Source organism: Pseudomonas fluorescens (genome assembly GCF_003732425.1).
GTDB classification, from domain to species: Bacteria; Pseudomonadota; Gammaproteobacteria; order Pseudomonadales; family Pseudomonadaceae; genus Aquipseudomonas; species Aquipseudomonas fluorescens_BE.
The window spans coordinates 1,277,270-1,294,561 of sequence record NZ_MOBX01000013.1 but is presented as its reverse complement, the minus strand read 5'-3'; the positions used below and the strand labels follow the sequence as shown (position 1 = coordinate 1,294,561).

Annotated in this window: 12 protein-coding genes; 6 read left to right on the top strand and 6 right to left on the bottom strand. The window is 61.3% G+C overall.

All coding sequences use genetic code 11. From position 1 onward, the window contains the following. Positions 1 to 25: 25 nt before the first annotated feature. The 5 genes from BK670_RS16345 to BK670_RS16325 all read left to right on the top strand — a co-directional run bounded on the left by BK670_RS16345 (position 26) and on the right by BK670_RS16325 (position 9,225). Positions 26 to 4,495, top strand: a complete 4,470-nt coding sequence (locus tag BK670_RS16345; protein ID WP_123451076.1) for a hemagglutinin repeat-containing protein — start codon at positions 26 to 28, stop codon at positions 4,493 to 4,495. Positions 4,496 to 4,702: 207 nt separating this feature from the next. Then, positions 4,703 to 5,080 (top strand): c-type cytochrome, encoded by a 378-nt coding sequence (locus BK670_RS16340; protein ID WP_123451074.1) that lies wholly within the window; start codon positions 4,703 to 4,705, stop codon positions 5,078 to 5,080. A 104-nt stretch (positions 5,081 to 5,184) separates the two neighbouring features. Further along, on the top strand, positions 5,185 to 5,676 hold the full coding sequence (locus tag BK670_RS16335; protein ID WP_123451072.1) for a sigma-70 family RNA polymerase sigma factor: 492 nt from the start codon (positions 5,185 to 5,187) through the stop codon (positions 5,674 to 5,676). Positions 5,677 to 5,716: 40 nt separating this feature from the next. Beyond that, positions 5,717 to 6,700, top strand: coding sequence for a FecR family protein (locus BK670_RS16330; RefSeq protein ID WP_123451070.1), 984 nt, complete (start codon positions 5,717 to 5,719; stop codon positions 6,698 to 6,700). Between the two features lie 98 nt (positions 6,701 to 6,798). Further along, positions 6,799 to 9,225 (top strand): TonB-dependent siderophore receptor, encoded by a 2,427-nt coding sequence (locus tag BK670_RS16325; protein ID WP_123451068.1) that lies wholly within the window; start codon positions 6,799 to 6,801, stop codon positions 9,223 to 9,225. Between the two features lie 44 nt (positions 9,226 to 9,269). Here BK670_RS16325 and BK670_RS16320 read toward each other — a convergent pair whose 3' ends face one another. After that, entirely contained in the window at positions 9,270 to 10,421 is a 1,152-nt protein-coding gene (locus tag BK670_RS16320) for an MFS transporter (RefSeq protein ID WP_123451066.1), read from the bottom strand. Between the two features lie 238 nt (positions 10,422 to 10,659). Between BK670_RS16320 and BK670_RS16315 the strand changes: the two genes are divergently transcribed. Beyond that, the gene (locus BK670_RS16315; RefSeq protein WP_123451064.1) at positions 10,660 to 11,640 is read left to right on the top strand and encodes a diaminopimelate epimerase; all 981 of its coding nucleotides are present in this window, start codon (positions 10,660 to 10,662) and stop codon (positions 11,638 to 11,640) included. A 190-nt stretch (positions 11,641 to 11,830) separates the two neighbouring features. On the opposite strand, the gene codA is transcribed toward BK670_RS16315, so the two are convergent. The 5 genes from codA to BK670_RS16290 form a co-directional block, all read right to left on the bottom strand. Beyond that, positions 11,831 to 13,078, bottom strand: coding sequence for a cytosine deaminase (codA, locus tag BK670_RS16310; RefSeq protein ID WP_038362511.1), 1,248 nt, complete (start codon positions 13,076 to 13,078; stop codon positions 11,831 to 11,833). Positions 13,079 to 13,093: 15 nt separating this feature from the next. Next, complete coding sequence (gene codB / locus BK670_RS16305; RefSeq protein WP_123451062.1) at positions 13,094 to 14,365, bottom strand: cytosine permease; 1,272 nt, start codon at positions 14,363 to 14,365, stop codon at positions 13,094 to 13,096. A gap of 254 nt (positions 14,366 to 14,619) precedes the next feature. After that, positions 14,620 to 15,432, bottom strand: coding sequence for an alpha/beta fold hydrolase (locus BK670_RS16300; protein WP_123451060.1), 813 nt, complete (start codon positions 15,430 to 15,432; stop codon positions 14,620 to 14,622). Positions 15,433 to 15,625: 193 nt separating this feature from the next. Then, on the bottom strand, positions 15,626 to 15,982 hold the full coding sequence (gene queD, locus BK670_RS16295; protein ID WP_123451058.1) for a 6-carboxytetrahydropterin synthase QueD: 357 nt from the start codon (positions 15,980 to 15,982) through the stop codon (positions 15,626 to 15,628). A gap of 85 nt (positions 15,983 to 16,067) precedes the next feature. After that, positions 16,068 to 17,147, bottom strand: coding sequence for a patatin-like phospholipase domain-containing protein (locus BK670_RS16290; protein ID WP_123451056.1), 1,080 nt, complete (start codon positions 17,145 to 17,147; stop codon positions 16,068 to 16,070). Positions 17,148 to 17,292 lie beyond the last annotated feature (145 nt).

Genomic DNA, 17,292 nt, shown 5'->3' with positions numbered 1-17,292 from the left:
GCCGTACTCACATGGAGACGTTTTTATGCCAGCACACACCTTTGCATTTCATCTTTCCCCTCGGGGCAAATTGCGCTGGGCGATTGCCAGCCTGTTCTTCGCCGTGCACCTGCCGAGCGCGCTCGCCGGCGGCGTCGTGGTCGCACCAGGCCCCGGCGGCACCGCGCAATTGCAGACCCAGGGCGGTGTGCCCATCGTCAACATCGTCGCGCCCAATGGTTCGGGCCTGTCGCACAACCAGTTCCTCGACTACAACGTCGACCGTCAGGGCCTGGTGCTGAACAACGCCTTGCAGGCCGGGCAATCGCAACTGGCCGGGCAATTGGCGGCCAACCCGCAACTGCAAGGGCAGGCCGCGAGTGTGATCCTCAACGAAGTGATCAGCCGCAATCCTTCCGCGATCAACGGCGCGCAGGAAATCTTCGGTCGCGCCGCCGATTATGTGCTGGCCAACCCCAACGGCATCTCGGTCAATGGCGGCAGTTTCATCAACACGCCAAATGCCAATCTGCTGGTCGGTCGCCCGGAGTTGAATGACGGCAAACTGCAAAGCCTGAACAGCCGCGACGCTAGCGGTCAGTTGCAGATTCACAGCGGTGGCCTGCGTAACGGCGAGGGCTCGATCAACCTGATCGCGCCGCGTATCGACAGTCAGGGCGCGATCACTGCGCGCGATCAGTTGAACCTTACGGTCGGGCGCAATCAGGTCGACTACGCCAGCGGTCAGGTGAAAACTGTCGACCCGGCGGGCAACACTTCCGATCAGCGCATCGACGCCAGCCTGTTCGGCGCGATGCAGGCCGGGCGCATCAATATTGTCAGCACCGCCGAAGGCGCGGGCGTGCGGGTGGGCGCGGTGCAAGTCGCCGGGCGTGACGGCGTGCAGATTCGTTCGGCCGGTGACTTGAGTGTCAGCGGTGAAGCCGTGGCCAACAGCCTCGACGTGACCCGTGCCGGTATCCGTAGCAGTCAGGGCGATGTCGGCCTGCACAGCGGCAAGGATCTGACGTTGGCCGCTGCTGATGTCAGCGCTCGCGACGTCACCGTCGAGGCGAAACGCAACCTGACCCTGTCCACGGTCGAAAGCCGCAAGCTTCAGGAAAAGCGCGAAAACTGGAACAACAGCACCATCGGCATCACCTGGGAAACCTACGACCGTACCCAGACCGACAGCGAATCGCGTCAACACGGCAGCCAGATTATCGCCAGTCGCGACGCCAAACTGTCGTCCGGCAAAGACACCGAGTTGAAAGCCGCCAAAGTCGAAGCCGCGAACAATCTCGACGTACACAGCGGCGGTGATCTGCGCCTGACTGCCGCCACCGAAAGCCACACGCAGACCGATCAAGGCAACCACCGCAAGCACCTGTGGAAAGCCGACTGGAACAGCAGCAGCGAAGAACAGCGCAGCGTCACCAGCCAGTTGAAGGCCGGTAACATCGCCCTGCAAACCGCCGCGTTATTGCGTTCCGAAGGCGCCGAGTTGAGCAGCGCCGGCGACGTGCGACTGGCCGGCAAACAAGTGGAAATCAGCACCGCCACACGCACCAACCGCAGCAGCGACAACCGTTACTCCGGTGACCTGGTCGGCGGTGGTTTCTTCGGCAAGACCGGCGATGCCGACAAGGGCAAGACCCAGCATCAGGGCAGCACAATCAACGCCAGCGGCAAACTGCTCGTCAAGGCTGACGACGTGCGCATCAGCGGCAGTCAGGTGCGCGGCGGCACCGACGCCAGCGTGATCAGCGACAAGGGTTCGCTGGTGATCGACGGTGTGCAGGACACCGCGCACAGCAACAACCACGACAAGGACAGCAAGTTCTTCGGCATCAGCAAGGACGAGTCGCGGCAGAACAGCAAAGACAGCAGCACCGTGCGCAGTGAGCTGGTGTCTGACAGCAACCTCAAGCTCAAGAGCGCCAAGGATATTGAAGTGGCGGGCTCGAAGGTCAAGGCTGACGGAGCGCTGACGGCCGACGCGGCGGGTGACGTCAATGTGCATTCTGCGCAGAACACTCACGACAGCACTGACACCACGCACACCCGTGGCTTCGATGCGTACGCCAAAGAGCAGACACCGGAGCAGTATCGCGCCGGGATTCACTACGAAGACAAGCAACAAACCGTGACCCGCAACGATGTCACCCAGCAAGGCTCCAGCCTCAGCGGCGGCAGTGTGCAGGTGAAGGCGGGCGGTGACGTTACGCTCAAAGGCGCGGAAGTGAAATCCACTGCTGGCGACACGACGTTGAGCGGCAAAAACGTGTCGTTGCTGGCCGAAGCCGACAGCCACAAAACCTCCACCGACACCTCCAGCACCGGCGGTGGTTTCTACTACACCGGCGGCCTCGACCGTGCCGGCAGTGGCGTCGATTTCGCCCACAGCACGGCGCAGGATTCGACCAGCAAAACCATCGCGCAAACCACCAGCGTGCAGAGCAGGGGTGGCCTGACCATCAATGCCGACAAACTCGCCACCGAAGGCGCGCAGCTCAAGGCCGGCAACGGTCTGAATGTTGCTGCCAACGAAATCGACAACCGTGCGGCCAGCAACACTGACAGCCGCACGCATAGCGAGAGCAACTGGTCGGCGGACATCGGCGCCAATGTCGAGTACAAAGACATCGCCCGGCCAATCGCTGGCGCGGTCAACGACGTGCTCAACGGCAAGGTGCCGGACAAGGACGCCCTGGCCAATCTCGGTCAGCCGAATGTCGGTATCGACGTTGCGGTGGGGCATGGCAGTGCCAGCAAAACCGAGCAGAGCAGCAACGCAGTGGTCAGCCGTTTTGAGGGTGGCACCGTCGATGTGAAAACCACCGGCACGCTGCGTGACCAAGGCACTCAATACAACGCCAGCGCCGGCCAAGTGAACATCAGCGCTGACCAACTGCTTGCCGACGCCGCCAGCAACACGCACAACAGCAGCGCTGACGCGGTGGATGCCAAGGTCGACGTACGCGTCTACACCAAGACAGGTGAAGACGTGAACGTCGCCGGCAGTGGTGCGGGGGGTAGCAGTGCGTCGAGCAAGGACAGCTCCAGCGCAGTGGTCGGCGGTTACGCCGGCAGCCAGGGTGTGAACATCAAGGTTGGCGGCGATGCGCAGTTCGAAGGCAGCCGTTTCGACGGCGGGCAGGGCGGTGTGAGCATCAACTCGGGTGGTGATCTGGCGCTGAATCAGGCCAACGATCATCAGAGCAGCAATGACACCAGCCTGCGCGGCAATGGCTCGCTGACGGTCGGCACCTTGCCGGGCACCGATGGCACCAACGTCGATGTTGGCGCCGGGTTCCAGCTCGATCACACCGGCAAGCAAAGCGCTGACACCCAGGCCCATGTGGCGAGCATCAGCGGCAACGGTCCGGTGCAACTCAGCAGCGGCGGCGACCAAGTCCAGCAAGGCAGCAAGATCGACAGCGCTGGCGCCATCGATCTGCACGCTGACGGCAAGCTCGATCTGCAAGCCGCAACCGACACTCACACCGCTACCGGCAGCAATCTCGGCGGCGGTTTGAAGGGCGGTGGTAGCAAAACCAGCAGCGAGAAGAGCCGTGATCAGGGCGGCAATCTGAGTGGCAACTTCAATATCGGGCGGGTCAACGAGGATTCGAAAACCCTTACCGGTGGCCAGCTCAACAGCCATAACGGTATCGCCTTGAGCGGTGACTCGATTCACCTGCAAGGCACTCAAGTCAGCGCGCCGAACGTCAGCATCGATGCGCAGAAGGGCGGTTATGTGCAGGAGTCGGCGCAGTCCACCGACAAGCGCAATAACTGGAATGTCGCGCTGAATGCCGGCGGCAACCTGAGCAGCAAAACCCCGACTGCTGCAGACGAGAAAGCGAGCAGCGATCACGGTTTCAATGCCGGGGCCAAAGTCGGTGTCGATTACTTGCAGGGCAGCACCCAGCAGAACAGCCAGATCAAGGCTGACGGCGTGGTGTTGAACAGTGCCGGTGACGCACAGCTGGCGGGGGCGCGGATCGACGCTAAAGATGTCAGCGGCAAGGTCGCGGGTGATCTGAAGGTCGAAAGTCGTCAAGACTCAAGCAACCACGCCAAGGTCGATGTCGATCTGGGCCTGACCGCGAAGAAAAATCCACCGAACGACAAGGAAAAACTCGCCGGCACCGACTACAAGCCAACGCTGAAAGCGCAGGGCGAATATGCGCATAAAGACAGCGTTGCGCAGGCGTCCGCGATCAGTGCTGACCAAGGTCTGAACCTCACGGTCGGCGGCGGCATGCAACTGACCGGCGCGCGGATTTCGGCGGCTGAAGGAAAGGTCGATCTCGGTGGTTCGAAGGTCATCAGTACTGATCTGAGTAATCGCGATTATGGTGTGAAGGCCGGGTTGGACTTGCCCCATAAAGCCGAGGAAAACGCACCGAAGGTTTCCCTGGAAAACGGCAACCTGAGAGTCGGCCCAGTCACCCTGAGCGGGCATCTGGATACCCAGACCCTGCAAGCAGGCGTCGACGAAAAAGGCTGATTCACTGGCCATTGGTGGATGCACTTGAACCTGCATCCACCACCAAACCCTGTGGGAGCGAGCCTGCTCGCGAAGGCGTCCATTCAGTCAATGCAGTAAGTGACTGGTGTGCCGCATTCGCGAGCAGGCTCGCTCCCACATTGTTTTGCGCCAGGCGTTAAATCTCGCGCATCATGCGCGACCTTAAAGACGCCAGGGAGGCAAACAATGAAAGCAGCATTCGTCGCTGTACTCGGGGCTTTGTTGATCGCTCAACCATCCGCATCCTTTGCGGACAACAGCAACGGCAAAAACCTCTATTCACAGCGCTGCGCGGTGTGCCACGGCGCCGATATAAAAGGCACCGGACCGCTGGCGCATAAAAGCAATCCGCCCACACCTGACCTGACAACCTCCGCGTTCAAAAAACGCCTGAATGAATATCCGGGCGTGATTGTGTCGTCGATCATCCTTCGCCCGAACGGCAACCTGATTCCGAAAACGCTGAAGGAGAACGGGGTGAAAATACCGCCGCACGCCTGGAGCGTTAAGGATCTGCGCGATCTGCATGAATACATGAGCGGTGTGATTTCGATAAAACGCTGAGTTGCAGAGACGGTCCGGACGGTCGGGCGAGGAATCCATTGCTTCGGCTTAATGGTAACCATTACTATTCACGTCCTTTTCCTCAGCACGCCGCCCATACCCCCATGCGTCCCCGCAGACCCGGCTTTTTCGAGCATTACGAAGAGTTGATCGGCACCTGGACTCGTCGCCTGCGCAATCGCGCGCAGGCCGAGGATCTGGCGCACGATACCTTTGTGCGCGTGCTTGAGTCGGATTCGGCGGTGGTGCAGCAGCCCCGGGCGTACTTGCACCAGACCGCGCGCAATATTGCGGTCGATGGCTACCGCCGTGAAGATCGGCGCGGTGCCATGGAGTCGGAGGCCCTTGATCACAGTGTGTCGTCGTCCGGCGACCCGGAGCATTACATGCATGCGATCCAGTTGGCTGACTCCATCGAACGGGCGCTCGGCGAGCTGCCGGTCAATTGCCGGAAGATTTTCGTCTGGCAGAAGATCGAAGGATTGACCCAGGCGGAAATCGCCGAACGCCTGGGTCTGTCCAAGAACATGGTCGAAAAGTATATGATCCGCACCCTGCGCCATCTGCGTGATCGCCTCGACGGGTTGCAGTCATGAGCCACTGCCTCCTTTTATCCCCAGCCCAACAGGACATTCCATGATGGATACGCGTGCTTGCGCGTGCGGGCAAACAACGGTGCGCGATGATGCGGCTCGCTGGTTTGTGCGTTTGCAGGAGCCGGCCATTGAGGCCGACGAGCAGCAGCGCTTCGACGCCTGGCTGAATCAACATCCACAGCACCGTGACGAATTCCAGTTGCTGCAGGGCTTGTGGTCGGCCGCCGATTTGCTCCCGGCGCCACGCCTCAAAGCCCTTGTTGAAACACCGCCGCCCCGTCGCGAACGCCGTCCATTGCTGCGTTTTGCCGTGGCTGCCAGTGTGCTGGCGGTGGCGCTCGGGCTGGGCTTGTTCAGTGGTTTGAATCATCCTGGCGGTTACCGCGCCGAGTTCGCCACGGCGTTGGGCGAGCGCAAACATGTGGCGCTGCCGGACGGTTCGGTGATTGATCTGAACAGCCGCAGCCGCTTGCAGGTGCGCTTTGAACAGGATCGGCGCCTGATCGAGTTAAGTGAAGGCGAAGCGATGTTCAGCGTCGCGCACGATACCTCGCGACCGTTCGTGGTCGAGACCGGCAATGGCAAGGTTACGGTCACTGGCACGCGTTTCGATGTGCGCCGCGATGTCACGCAAACCCGCGTGGCGGTGGAGCAGGGCACGGTGAAAGTGCAGGGGCGCGATGCGCCGGATAATCAATTTATCAGCCTGACTGCCGGCCTCGGCACCCATGTCGATGCGCAAGGCCAAGTGGCCGCAGCCTATGCGGTCAACCCGGCACAACTGACGGCATGGCGCGGCGGCAAACTGGTGTTCAACAACGCCAGCCTCAGCGAAGTCGCGGCCGAAGTGTCGCGCTATCGTGAGAAGCCGCTGACCGTGGCCAACCCGGCCGTGGCCAGTTTGCGCCTGACCAGCGTGTTCAACGCCGACAACACCGACGCCTTGCTCAAAGCCTTGCCGAGCATCCTGCCGGTGGCCGTTCGCACCCTTGCCGATGGCAGTCAGGAAATAATCGCAAAATAAAATTCAGGTTTTTTTCGAGTTCATCGTCTTCCTGTTCAACTGCAACTGGTTTGCATTAACAGCCGCACACTCTTGCGATCCACAGGACTACGTACGACGTGAACACCACCCCTGCCAACAACAAAAAATCCCCTTGGCTGCCGCTGGCTCTCGCGCTGGCGGTCAACGCTGCCATGCCGCTGGCGTTTGCCGCTGAAGCCATTCATATCCGTGCGCAGCCACTCGGTCAGGCCCTGAGCGAACTGGGCCAGCAGACGTCGCTGCAAGTGTTTTTCAGCCCGGACCTGGTCGCCGGCAAACAAGCCCCGGCGGTCGACGGTGATATCTCGCCGGAGCAGGCATTGCGCCAATTGCTGCAGGGCAGCGGTCTGGACTATCAGATCAATGAAGGTTCGGTGACGCTGTCACCAGCCGCGACTTCGGCCGCCGGCAACGGTCCGCTGGAACTCGGCGTGACCGACATCAAAGTGGTCGGCGACTGGCTGGGTGACGCCAACGCCGCCGTGGTGCAGAACCACGCCGGCGCGCGCACGGTGATTCGCCGCGAAGCGATGGTCGAGCAGGGCGCGATGAACGTCAGTGACGTGCTCAAGCGTGTGCCAGGCGTGCAGGTGCAGGACTCCAACGGCACCGGCGGCAGCGATATTTCCCTCAACGTTGGTGTGCGCGGTCTGACCTCGCGCCTGTCGCCGCGCTCCACCGTGCTGATCGATGGCGTGCCGGCGGCGTTCGCGCCGTACGGCCAGCCGCAACTGTCGATGGCGCCGATTTCTTCGGGCAACCTCGACAGCATCGACGTGGTACGTGGCGCTGGTTCCGTGCGTTACGGGCCGCAGAACGTTGGCGGGGTGATCAACTTTGTTACCCGCGCGATTCCGGAAAAAGCCACCGGTGAAATCGGCACCACCCTGGAAACCACTCAGTACGGTGGCTGGAAGCACATCGACACCGCGTTCCTCGGCGGCACCGCCGACAACGGCATGGGTGTGGCGTTGCTGTACTCCGGCGTCAACGGCAATGGCTACCGCGAGCGTAATAACGGCAACGACATCGACGACGTGCTGCTCAAGACCCACTGGGCGCCGACCGATCAGGACGACTTCAGCCTCAACTTTCACTACTACGACGCCACGGCCGACATGCCCGGCGGTCTGACGCAGAAGCAGTACGACGACAAACCGTACGACTCGGTGCGTGACTACGACCAGTTCACCGGGCGGCGCAAAGATGTGTCGTTCAAATGGGTCCGCCAGATCGACGAGCGCACTCAAGCGGAAATCCTCACCTATTACACCGACAGTTTCCGTGGCAGCACCATCGCCGCCCGCGATCAAAAAACCCTCAGTTCGTACCCGCGCTCCTACTACACCCTGGGCATCGAGCCACGGGTATCGCGGGTATTTGATGTCGGCCAGACCACCCAGGAAGTCAGTGTCGGTTATCGCTACCTGAAAGAGGCGATGCACGAATCGTCGAGCCGCGTGGCATTGGTCAACAATCAGCCGGTGCTCACACCGACCTCCGACGGCCATGTGTTCCAGGACCGCACGGGCGGCACCGAGGCCAACTCGGTCTACATCGATAACAAAATCGACGTCGGCAACTGGACCATCACCCCCGGCATTCGCTTCGAACACATCAGCACCGACTGGCATGACCGCGCCGTGCTCGACACCGCCGGCAGACCGGTACAGGCGAAAAACCGCAGCATCGAGAGCAACGAGCCGTTGCCGGCGCTGAGCGTGATGTATCACCTGTCTGATGCGTGGAAGCTGTTCGCCAACTACGAAACCTCGTTCGGCAGCCTGCAGTATTTCCAGCTCGGCCAGGGCGGCTCGGGTGATCAGACCGCCAATGGTCTGGAGCCGGAAAAAGCCAAGACCTACGAGATCGGTACGCGCTACAACGATGACGTGTGGGGCGGTGAAGTGACGCTGTTCTACATCGACTTCGACGACGAACTGCAATACATCAGCAACGACGTGGGCTGGACCAACCTCGGCGCGACCAAGCACCAAGGCATCGAAGCCTCTGTGCATTACGACATGGCGGCGCTCGATCCACGTCTTGACGGTCTGACCGCCAACGCGGGTTTCACCTACACCCGCGCTACTTATGAAGGTGAGATTCCGGGCTTCAAGGGCCGTGATCTGCCGTTCTATTCGCGTCAGGTGGCAACCGTCGGTTTGCGCTACGACATCAACCGCTGGACTTACAACCTCGACGGTTTTGCCCAGTCCAAGCAGCGCTCGCCGGGCACCGGGGTGAATGCCGACGGCAGTTTCAACGGCAACTACATCACCGATGGCACGGCGGACGGGCAATACGGCGACATTCCGGGGTACGTAACCTGGAACGTGCGTGGCGGCTATGACTTCGGCCCGCAGGTGTCGAACCTGAAGTTGGGTGCCGGGGTGAAAAACATCTTCGACAAGCAGTACTTCACCCGCTCCAGCGACAACAACTCGGGGATGTATGTTGGCGCGCCGAGGACGTTCTTTGTGCAGGCCAGCGTCGGTTTCTAAGCTCTGAAAGTGTGGCGAGGGAGCTTGCTCCCTCGCCACAGGGATTAGACCTTCAGGACTTTACCGCCGATGGCTACGGCAACCAGCAGCACCGCCATCAAGCCAAAGGCAAAACTCAAACTGCTGGCATGCGCTACAAAGCCGATCACCGCCGGCCCCGCCAGAATCCCCGCATAACCCAGCGTGGTGATCGCCGGCACCGCGATGCTCTCCGGCATCACCGTCTGCTTGCCCACTGCCGTATACAGCACCGGCACAATGTTCGAACAGCCGGCCCCGACCAGTGCATATCCGACCAATGCCGCTTCCCAGCTCGGCGCGAAGGTCGCCAGAAACAAGCCTGCCGCGGCCAGCAGACCGCCAAACAGAATGATCCGCGTTGCACCGACCATCCGTACAATCCGGTCACCCAGCAAACGCCCGGCCGTCATGGTCAATGCAAACGCTGCATAACCCAGCCCCGCATACGCGGTGTCGATCCCGCGCTCCTGCGCCAGAAACACCGCGCTCCAGTCCAGTGCTGCGCCTTCGGTGAGAAAGACGATGAAGCACATCCCGCCGATAAACAGCACGATGCCGTGGGGGATGGCGAAGGCCGGTCCCGAGCTTTCACTGCCGTAAGGCAACATGTGCGGCACGCACTTGAACAGCGCCGCGATCAGCACGACGACCACCACCAGCATGGCCGCGAGCGGCGTCAAGCCAAGGCCGAGCAGGGCGCTGACACCCGCCGCGCCGACAATCCCGCCTAGACTGAACAAACCGTGAAAGCCCGACATCATGTTCTTGCCGCTAGCGCGTTCGACGATCACCGCTTGCAGGTTCACCGTCGAATCCACCGTGCCCAGGCCAGCGCCGAACATGAACAGCGTGGCGATCAGCGCCGGGATCGACGACACCGTGGCCAGTAGCGGCAGCGCCGCACAAATCAACAACGTGCCTCCAGTGGCTACGCGCCGACAGCCGAAGCGCGTGGCCAGAATCCCCGCCAGCGGCATTGCCAGAATCGAACCGACCCCGAGGCACAACAGCAATAACCCCAGCGTGCCTTCATCCAGCCCGGCGCGCGCCTTGGCGTACGGCACCAGTGGCGCCCACGCGGCGATGCCGAGCCCGGCGATGAAAAAGGCGATGCGCGTGGACATCTGTTGCAGGCGTCCGGGGACGAAGGTGTCTTGGGGGTTGAGGCTGGTCATATCGATCCTTGGCAAAAAACATCGCGTCCCCGAAGGACAGTGATACGGCGACGAGGTTCGATCGCCAATCATTCGAGGCAGTACAGCCGACATCCTACCCTGTGGGAGCGAGCCTGCTCGCGAAGGCGCCGTATCAGCTAAAAATATATCGACTGACACACTGCATTCGCGAGCAGGCTCGCTCCCACAAGGGATTGCGTTTTACAGTGGCCTTCTTCGGCAACAGGGACAAACACTGATGACGCAGTTTTACGATGCACGCGGCAATATCTATGGTGTGATTTCGCCGCAGGCACTGAGCGACGCGGGCATTGCCTTGCCTGCCAGCGCCACCGAATGCGCCTCTTCGCGTCAGTCTTGGAGCGAAGCAGCAATCAAACTTTGCTGCGACTGGCCCGAAGACCAGCGCCCGGCGAACAGCAAATCCCACCGTAGCGACGGCCTGCTGATCGGCCCGTTCCAGACATCGCCGCCGTTCGACGTGCTGATCGTCAACACCGACGGCACCCTCGCCGAGCGCAGCGGCAATGGCCTGACGATTTTCTCGCAAGCGCTCACGGAGCAAGGCTTGATGCCGGAGGAGGGCGCGTTGTTGCGCGTGCATCACGACAAGGGCGAAGCGGTGAAGACCTCGGTGAAACCGGCTGCAGTCGAAGGCGTTCAGGGTTTCTGGCTTGACCTGGGGCAACCCGATTTCGGGCCTCGCGCAGTGGCTGCGCAGAACGTGGAAAGCGTCGACTTCAACGGACATGACGTGAGTCAGGTAAAACCACTCGCGACACTCGATCCGGCATGGTCACACAGCCAGTTCGTGCGCATCGGCAATCCGCATTGCGTGACGCTGCTGGATGACAGGGCGGCGTTGCCGAGCAATCAACAGATGCGTGAGTCACCGCTGAACGAAGGGTTGACCGCAATCGCCTACGCCATGCCCACCGGTGCCGGAGATCCATGCCCGGCAGGCGTCAATCTGCAATGGGCGGTGCTGGAGTCACCACAAAAAATTCTCGCCCGAGTGTTCGAACGCGGCGAGGGGCCGACGGCGTCTTCCGGCACCAGTGCCAGTGCAGTGGCCTGCGCGGCCTGGCGTGTGGGTTGGGTGGCGGCGGGAGAAGTGCAGGTGGTGATGCCTGGCGGCACGGCGCCGATTTTGCTCGAAGCCGCAGGTGCGGAGTTGGTGCGGGTCAGGTTGTTTGGTGCGGCGCGGTTGATGGGTTGAATTCGCCGGCGTCATCGCTGGCAAGTCAGGCTCCCACAGGGTTTTGTGCGAACACAAATACCCTGTTCAAACACCGAACCCTGTGGGAGCGAGCCTGCTCGCGAAAGCGGTCTGTCTGAGGCGATGATGGCGGATGTGCCGACCTCTTCGCGAGCAGGCTCGCTCCCACATTGGATTCACGGTGCGCCTCTCAGCTCAGCTCACCACTGAACTCCACCACCGGCATCTGCCGCTTCATCAACACTTTGCCGCCGCGAATCGAATACAACGGCAAGCCCTGACTGCGGATCACCTCATAATCGCTGTCCGCCGACAGAATCAGCAGATTCGCCGGCCGCCCCTGTTCCAGCCCATAACGCTCACCCAGGTGCATGGCTTTGGCGCTGTTGTCGGTGACCAGATCCAGCGCACTTTGCAGGTTGCGGTAACCGAGCATGTGGCAGATGTGCAGCCCGGCCTCAAGCACTCGGAGGATGTTGCCATTGCCCAGTGGATACCACGGGTCGACGATGGAGTCCTGACCGAAACATACGTTCATTCCGGCTTCGAGCAATTCATTCACCCTGGTTACGCCCCGGCGTTTCGGGAAATTGTCGAAACGCCCTTGCAGGTGAATGCTCTCGGTCGGGCAGGAAACAAAACTGATCCCGGAATGGCCGAGCAGCCGGAACAGTTTGGCGCAGTAGGCGTTGTCGTAAGAACCCATCGCCGTGGTATGGCTGGCGGTGACGAGGGCGCCCATGTCGCGGCTGCGCGCTTCTTCGGCGAGGACTTCGAGGAAGCGCGAATGCGGGTCGTCGGTTTCGTCGCAATGCACGTCGACCAGGCAACCGGTGCGCTCGGCCAGGTCCATGAGGAACTTCACCGAACTCACACCTTGATCGCGGGTGTACTCGAAATGCGGAATCCCGCCGACCACGTCCGCGCCCATGCGGATCGCTTCTTCCATCAGTTCGCGACCGTTGCGGAACGACTCGATGCCTTCCTGCGGGAACGCGACGATTTGCAGGTCGATGAGGTGACGGCTTTCCTCGCGCACTTCGAGCATGGCTTTGAGCGCGGTGAGTTGCGGGTCGGTGACGTCGACGTGGGTGCGCACGTGCTGGATGCCGTGGGCGGCCAGCGCCTGAATGGTTTTCTTCGCGCGGGTTTTGGTGTCTTCTTCGGTGATGGTGACCTTGCGTTCGCCCCAGCACTCGATACCTTCGAACAGCGTGCCGCTCATGTTCCAGCGCGGTTCGCCGGCGGTGAGGGTGGCGTCGAGGTGAATGTGTGGCTCGACGAAGGGTGGCACCACCAGATTGCCGCCGGCGTCGAGGTCATCCGGGCCGAGGGTCGGCGCTTCAGTCTGCCGGGCGATGCTGCGGATCAGGCCGTCTTCGAGGTGTAGTTCGTGCAAACCTTCCTGGTTGCGCAAACGGGCGTTGATGATGTGCATCAGGCGAATCCTTTTTTATAGGTCTTGTAGTGGCGCGGTCGCGCTGCGAGCGCCGAGCACGCCGGTGACGATGACATACGTTAGCGCGGCAGCGGCGATCCCTACCAGCGGCGCGACCCACGGCGAGCTGAACGCGGCAACGGTACCCACCGCGTAGGCCCCGAGCCCCGGCCAGTTGAACGCCGGCAACCGTGTGTCGGCCAGGCGCGGATAATGCCCGCGCCAACGGAAGAAAAAGTCCGCCATGATCACCCCGCCAATCGGCGGAATCACCGTGCCGAGCAGAATCAGGTAAGGCACCAGCATGTCGTACATGCCTAGCAGCGCGAGCAGGGTGCCGATGACTGCACCGGCCAGGGTCACGGTTTTACGCCGGCCGGTGCGCAGCAGATTGCAGCCGGCAACGGCGAAGTTGTAGATGGTGTTGTCCTGGGTGCTCCAGATGTTCAGCAACAGCATGGCCATCGCAGCCATGGCGAAACCTTGCAACAGCAGCACTTCAACCACGTCCGGTTGTTGGTAGACGATGGCGCCGTACGCGCCGATCAGCACCATCAGGCCGTTGCCGATGAAAAAACCGATCAGGCTGGCCAGCACCGCCACGCGCGCCGAACGCGAGAAGCGTGTCCAGTTGGTCGCCTGCGTTGCGCCGCTGACGAAGGTGCCGAACACCAGGGTGATCGCCGTCGACCAGTCCAGCGAACCGCTTGGTACGACGCTGAGCAAACCCTCGAAACCGCCAACTTTCACCGTCGCCACCCACATCGACAGCATCAGCAATAACATCATCGCCGGCACGGCGATGTACGACAGAATCTCCAGTCCGCGATAACCGACATAAGCCGTGGCGCAGAACAGCAGACCGAACAGCACCATCAAACCGAGCACCGTGCCTTCGTCGAGATCGAAATATTTACCGATCACCACGGCAGCCGTAGCGGTGCCCCAGGCGTACCAGCCGATCTGGGTGAAACCGAGAATCAGGTCGCTGAGCTTGCTGCCGACTTCGCCGAAGCAGAAACGGCCCATCAACACTGAGTTGAGGCCACTCTTGAAAGCGATGTAACCCAGGCCCGCCGCGTATAAACCCAGTAGCAGGTTGCCGACGACGATCACCGCCATCATCTCGCCAAAACTGAATGCCACACCGAGCTTGCCGCCGGCAAACATGGTCGCGGTGAAAAACGTGAAGCCGAGCAAGACCATGGCCGTGGAGGCCAGGCCTTTGCGGGCATGCATGGGGACTTCGCTGAGCGGGTAATCGTTACCGGGATCGTTCTGCGTCATGGGGCGGTCCTTGCTGAAATGGAGGAGACGCGGGGGAGGGTTGCAGTGGTCGTGCCAAATGCCGGGTGGCGCGGGTTATGTATAGACGAGTCGCGTCGGCAGGCGCGAAAACAGTGCACCTGAACAGACCGAGGCCCAATGTAGGAGCTGCCGAAGGCTCGGGCCGCGTTCGGACGATCTTTTGATCTTGTTTTAAAAAGCAAAATCAAAAGATCGCAGCCTTCGGCAGCTCCTACAGGTGGATAGGTGTTGGGTCAGAGGAAGCGCAGTAGGGCGGCGACGATGGCTTCGGGGGCGTCTTCCTGAACGAGGTGGCCGGCGTTGGCAATCGGGTGGAATTGTGATCCCGGGATCATTTGATGTAACGCTCGGCCACGCTCGATGGGGATCCACTGGTCCTCTTCGCCCCAGAGAATCTGTACCGGGCAACGGATGGTTGGGTACAGCGGTTGCGCTTCCAACGTATAGCGCTCGTCCATCTGTGCAATCTGCCGATAGAACGCCGCTTGCCCGGGATCGCCGAGCCACGGTTGCACGTAGGGTGCGAGTTCGTCGTCGGGGATATCGCGGTGAATCGCCCCGCGAATATAGGTCGGCACGATGGCGCGCTGGATGTAGTCGGGCAGGCCGCTGAAGGCCGCTTCATGCAGGCGGACATGTTGCACGAACGGCGAACCCCATGGCGACAATGCCACCGGATCGATCAGCGTCAGGCTGCGATAATCCTTGCCGTTGAGCAGGTGCGCGCGCAGCACGGTGGCGCCGCCGAAGTCGTGGGCGACGACGTCAGGGCACTTTAGATTCCAGTGATCGAGCAGTTGCGCCAGCAGATGGTTTTGCACGCCGAGGGAGACGTCGGCGTCGGGTTGCTCAGAGCGCCCGTAGCCCAGCAGATCGAAGTAATGCACGCGATGGCTGGCGAAAAAGTGCGGTGCGATCCGATGCCACACGTACGACGAAAACGGCGTGCCATGCACGAACACCAACGGCGGGCCATCGCCGCGTATGGCGTAGCGTACCTGTCGGCCGTTGAAGTCAAAGACCTGATCCAGCAACCAGTCCGTCATGGGCCTGTCCTCTTGGCGGGTCGGAGCCAAAAAGCATAGGCGTAAAAAAACAGCCATGAAGGCTGTTTTCTGGCAAAACACCAATCCCTCTGTAGGAGCTGCCGAAGGCCGCGATCTTTTGATTTTGCTTTTAAGAACCAAGATCAAAAGATCGCAGCCTTCGGCAGCTCCTACAAGGGAGATCTATCCCAGGTTACTCACCGCGATAGATGCAACCACTGGTGCAGGTCTCGTGAATGCGGATCGCGCTCAGTTCCGGCAGCAGTGGCTTCAATTCCTTCCAGATGAATTTGGCCAGCACTTCGCTGGTCGGGTTTTCCAGACCGGGAATGTCGTTGAGGTAGTTGTGATCCAGACGCTCGTACAGCGGCTTGAAGATCGCCTTGATCTCGGAGAAATCGCGGATCCAGCCAGTGTGTGGATCGAGGTCGCCGCTGAGGTGAATCGCCACTTTGAACGAGTGACCGTGCAGACGCCCGCACTTGTGGCCGTCCGGGACGTGCGGCAGGCGGTGGGCGGATTCGAAAGTAAACTCTTTGAAGATTTCCACGGTATTTTTAGCTCTGTTCAGATGGCGTTCGCCGCAGCGATTCGGGCAGGCGGCGAGTTTACCAGCTTGTGTTTGGCCGTGCTGACTAAAGGGTCAGCAAGCGCTCGGCGAGGCGACCATTGGCAGTCAGTTCAAGGAACTCATCACCGAGGCGACGGCTCTCGTCCATCGCCGCGTGCCAGTAATTCTGCCGGCTCGGCGCATCGCCCATAAAGCGCTTGAAGTCGTTGCGGTCGGGTAGTTTGCCGTAAGGCAGGCGCGCCAAATATTCCTTCGACGGCGCGAGCAGCAGCACGTCTTGCAGGCGCTGGATCGAGGCTTTGCGCCATGGCAGGGTCTTGTCGAACCAGCCTGGAATCACCCGGTCGGTGAAGTGCGGATAGAGCACGATGCCGTCGCCGCTGTAGGGCAGGTCGAGGTGATAGTCGAGCAGACCGCCGTCGCGGAAGGTGCCGGCACCCGCACCCGGCAAGTCGCGCACACCTTCCATGACCATCGGGATCGAACCGGAAGCCAACAGGGCCTGACGCAGGTTGCCGGCGTTCAGCGCGACGAAGCGTGACGGGAAGTCGTTCAGCGCATTCACCGGCGGGGCGAGGCGCGGGTCGTGAATGATCAGGCGTTCGAAGTGCCGCGACAGCCGTGCGCGGCCGCGCAGGTTGTCGGCGATCACCGAGCCCAGTGCCAGACCGAGGCGGCCGCGATGGTCGTCGGCCAGCCGTCCGTGGCTTTTGACCACCATGATGTTCAGGCGATAGTCGGCATTGTTGAGGATGCTCGCGTCGCGGCCGTCGAGCAGGTCATTGAGCATGCGCTGCGAACTCTGGCTGATCTCGGCCATGGTCACGCCTTTGTTGAAGTTCTGCTCGGCGTAGAGATGACCGAGGCGGCGGATGCCTTCGGCAGCGTCCGGCAGACACGCGCTGGCGAAGCGCCAGGAACCGACCGAGGCGCCGATCAGCGAGCGTTCGCGCGGTGCCGTCGGCAGCCATTCACCGAACAGCGCCAGATCCAGCCCCTGAATGCCCAACGCCTTCGGCCCACCGGCGGCGCCGGGCAGGGTGCCGACGTCGGCAGCGTTCAGACCCTGGGCACGAATGCGCGCCATGGCGCGTGGGCCGGCCTTGAGGGTGAGGGCGGGGAATTTGATGTGGATGGCGGTCATACCGGTCTCGATCGTTAGCAAGCGAACAATTATAAGCACATGTTACAAAACCTTGTAGGAGCGCCGCAGGCTGCGATCTTTTGATTTTTTTTTTTAAAGACAAGATCAAAAGATCGTAGCCTGCGGCAGCTCCTACACGGGGGCA

Excerpts from the sequence above, each read along its gene's own strand:
- BK670_RS16340 (WP_123451074.1), top strand. The coding sequence starts at position 4,703 with ATGAAAGCAGCATTCGTCGCTGTACTCGGGGCTTTGTTGATCGCTCAA.
- codB (WP_123451062.1), bottom strand. The coding sequence starts at position 14,365 with ATGACGCAGAACGATCCCGGTAACGATTACCCGCTCAGCGAAGTCCCC.
- BK670_RS16300 (WP_123451060.1), bottom strand. The coding sequence starts at position 15,432 with ATGACGGACTGGTTGCTGGATCAGGTCTTTGACTTCAACGGCCGACAG.
- BK670_RS16320 (WP_123451066.1), bottom strand. The coding sequence starts at position 10,421 with ATGACCAGCCTCAACCCCCAAGACACCTTCGTCCCCGGACGCCTGCAA.
- BK670_RS16335 (WP_123451072.1), top strand. The coding sequence starts at position 5,185 with ATGCGTCCCCGCAGACCCGGCTTTTTCGAGCATTACGAAGAGTTGATC.
- BK670_RS16330 (WP_123451070.1), top strand. The coding sequence starts at position 5,717 with ATGATGGATACGCGTGCTTGCGCGTGCGGGCAAACAACGGTGCGCGAT.
- BK670_RS16315 (WP_123451064.1), top strand. The coding sequence starts at position 10,660 with ATGACGCAGTTTTACGATGCACGCGGCAATATCTATGGTGTGATTTCG.
- codA (WP_038362511.1), bottom strand. The coding sequence starts at position 13,078 with ATGCACATCATCAACGCCCGTTTGCGCAACCAGGAAGGTTTGCACGAA.
- BK670_RS16345 (WP_123451076.1), top strand. The coding sequence starts at position 26 with ATGCCAGCACACACCTTTGCATTTCATCTTTCCCCTCGGGGCAAATTG.
- BK670_RS16290 (WP_123451056.1), bottom strand. The coding sequence starts at position 17,147 with ATGACCGCCATCCACATCAAATTCCCCGCCCTCACCCTCAAGGCCGGC.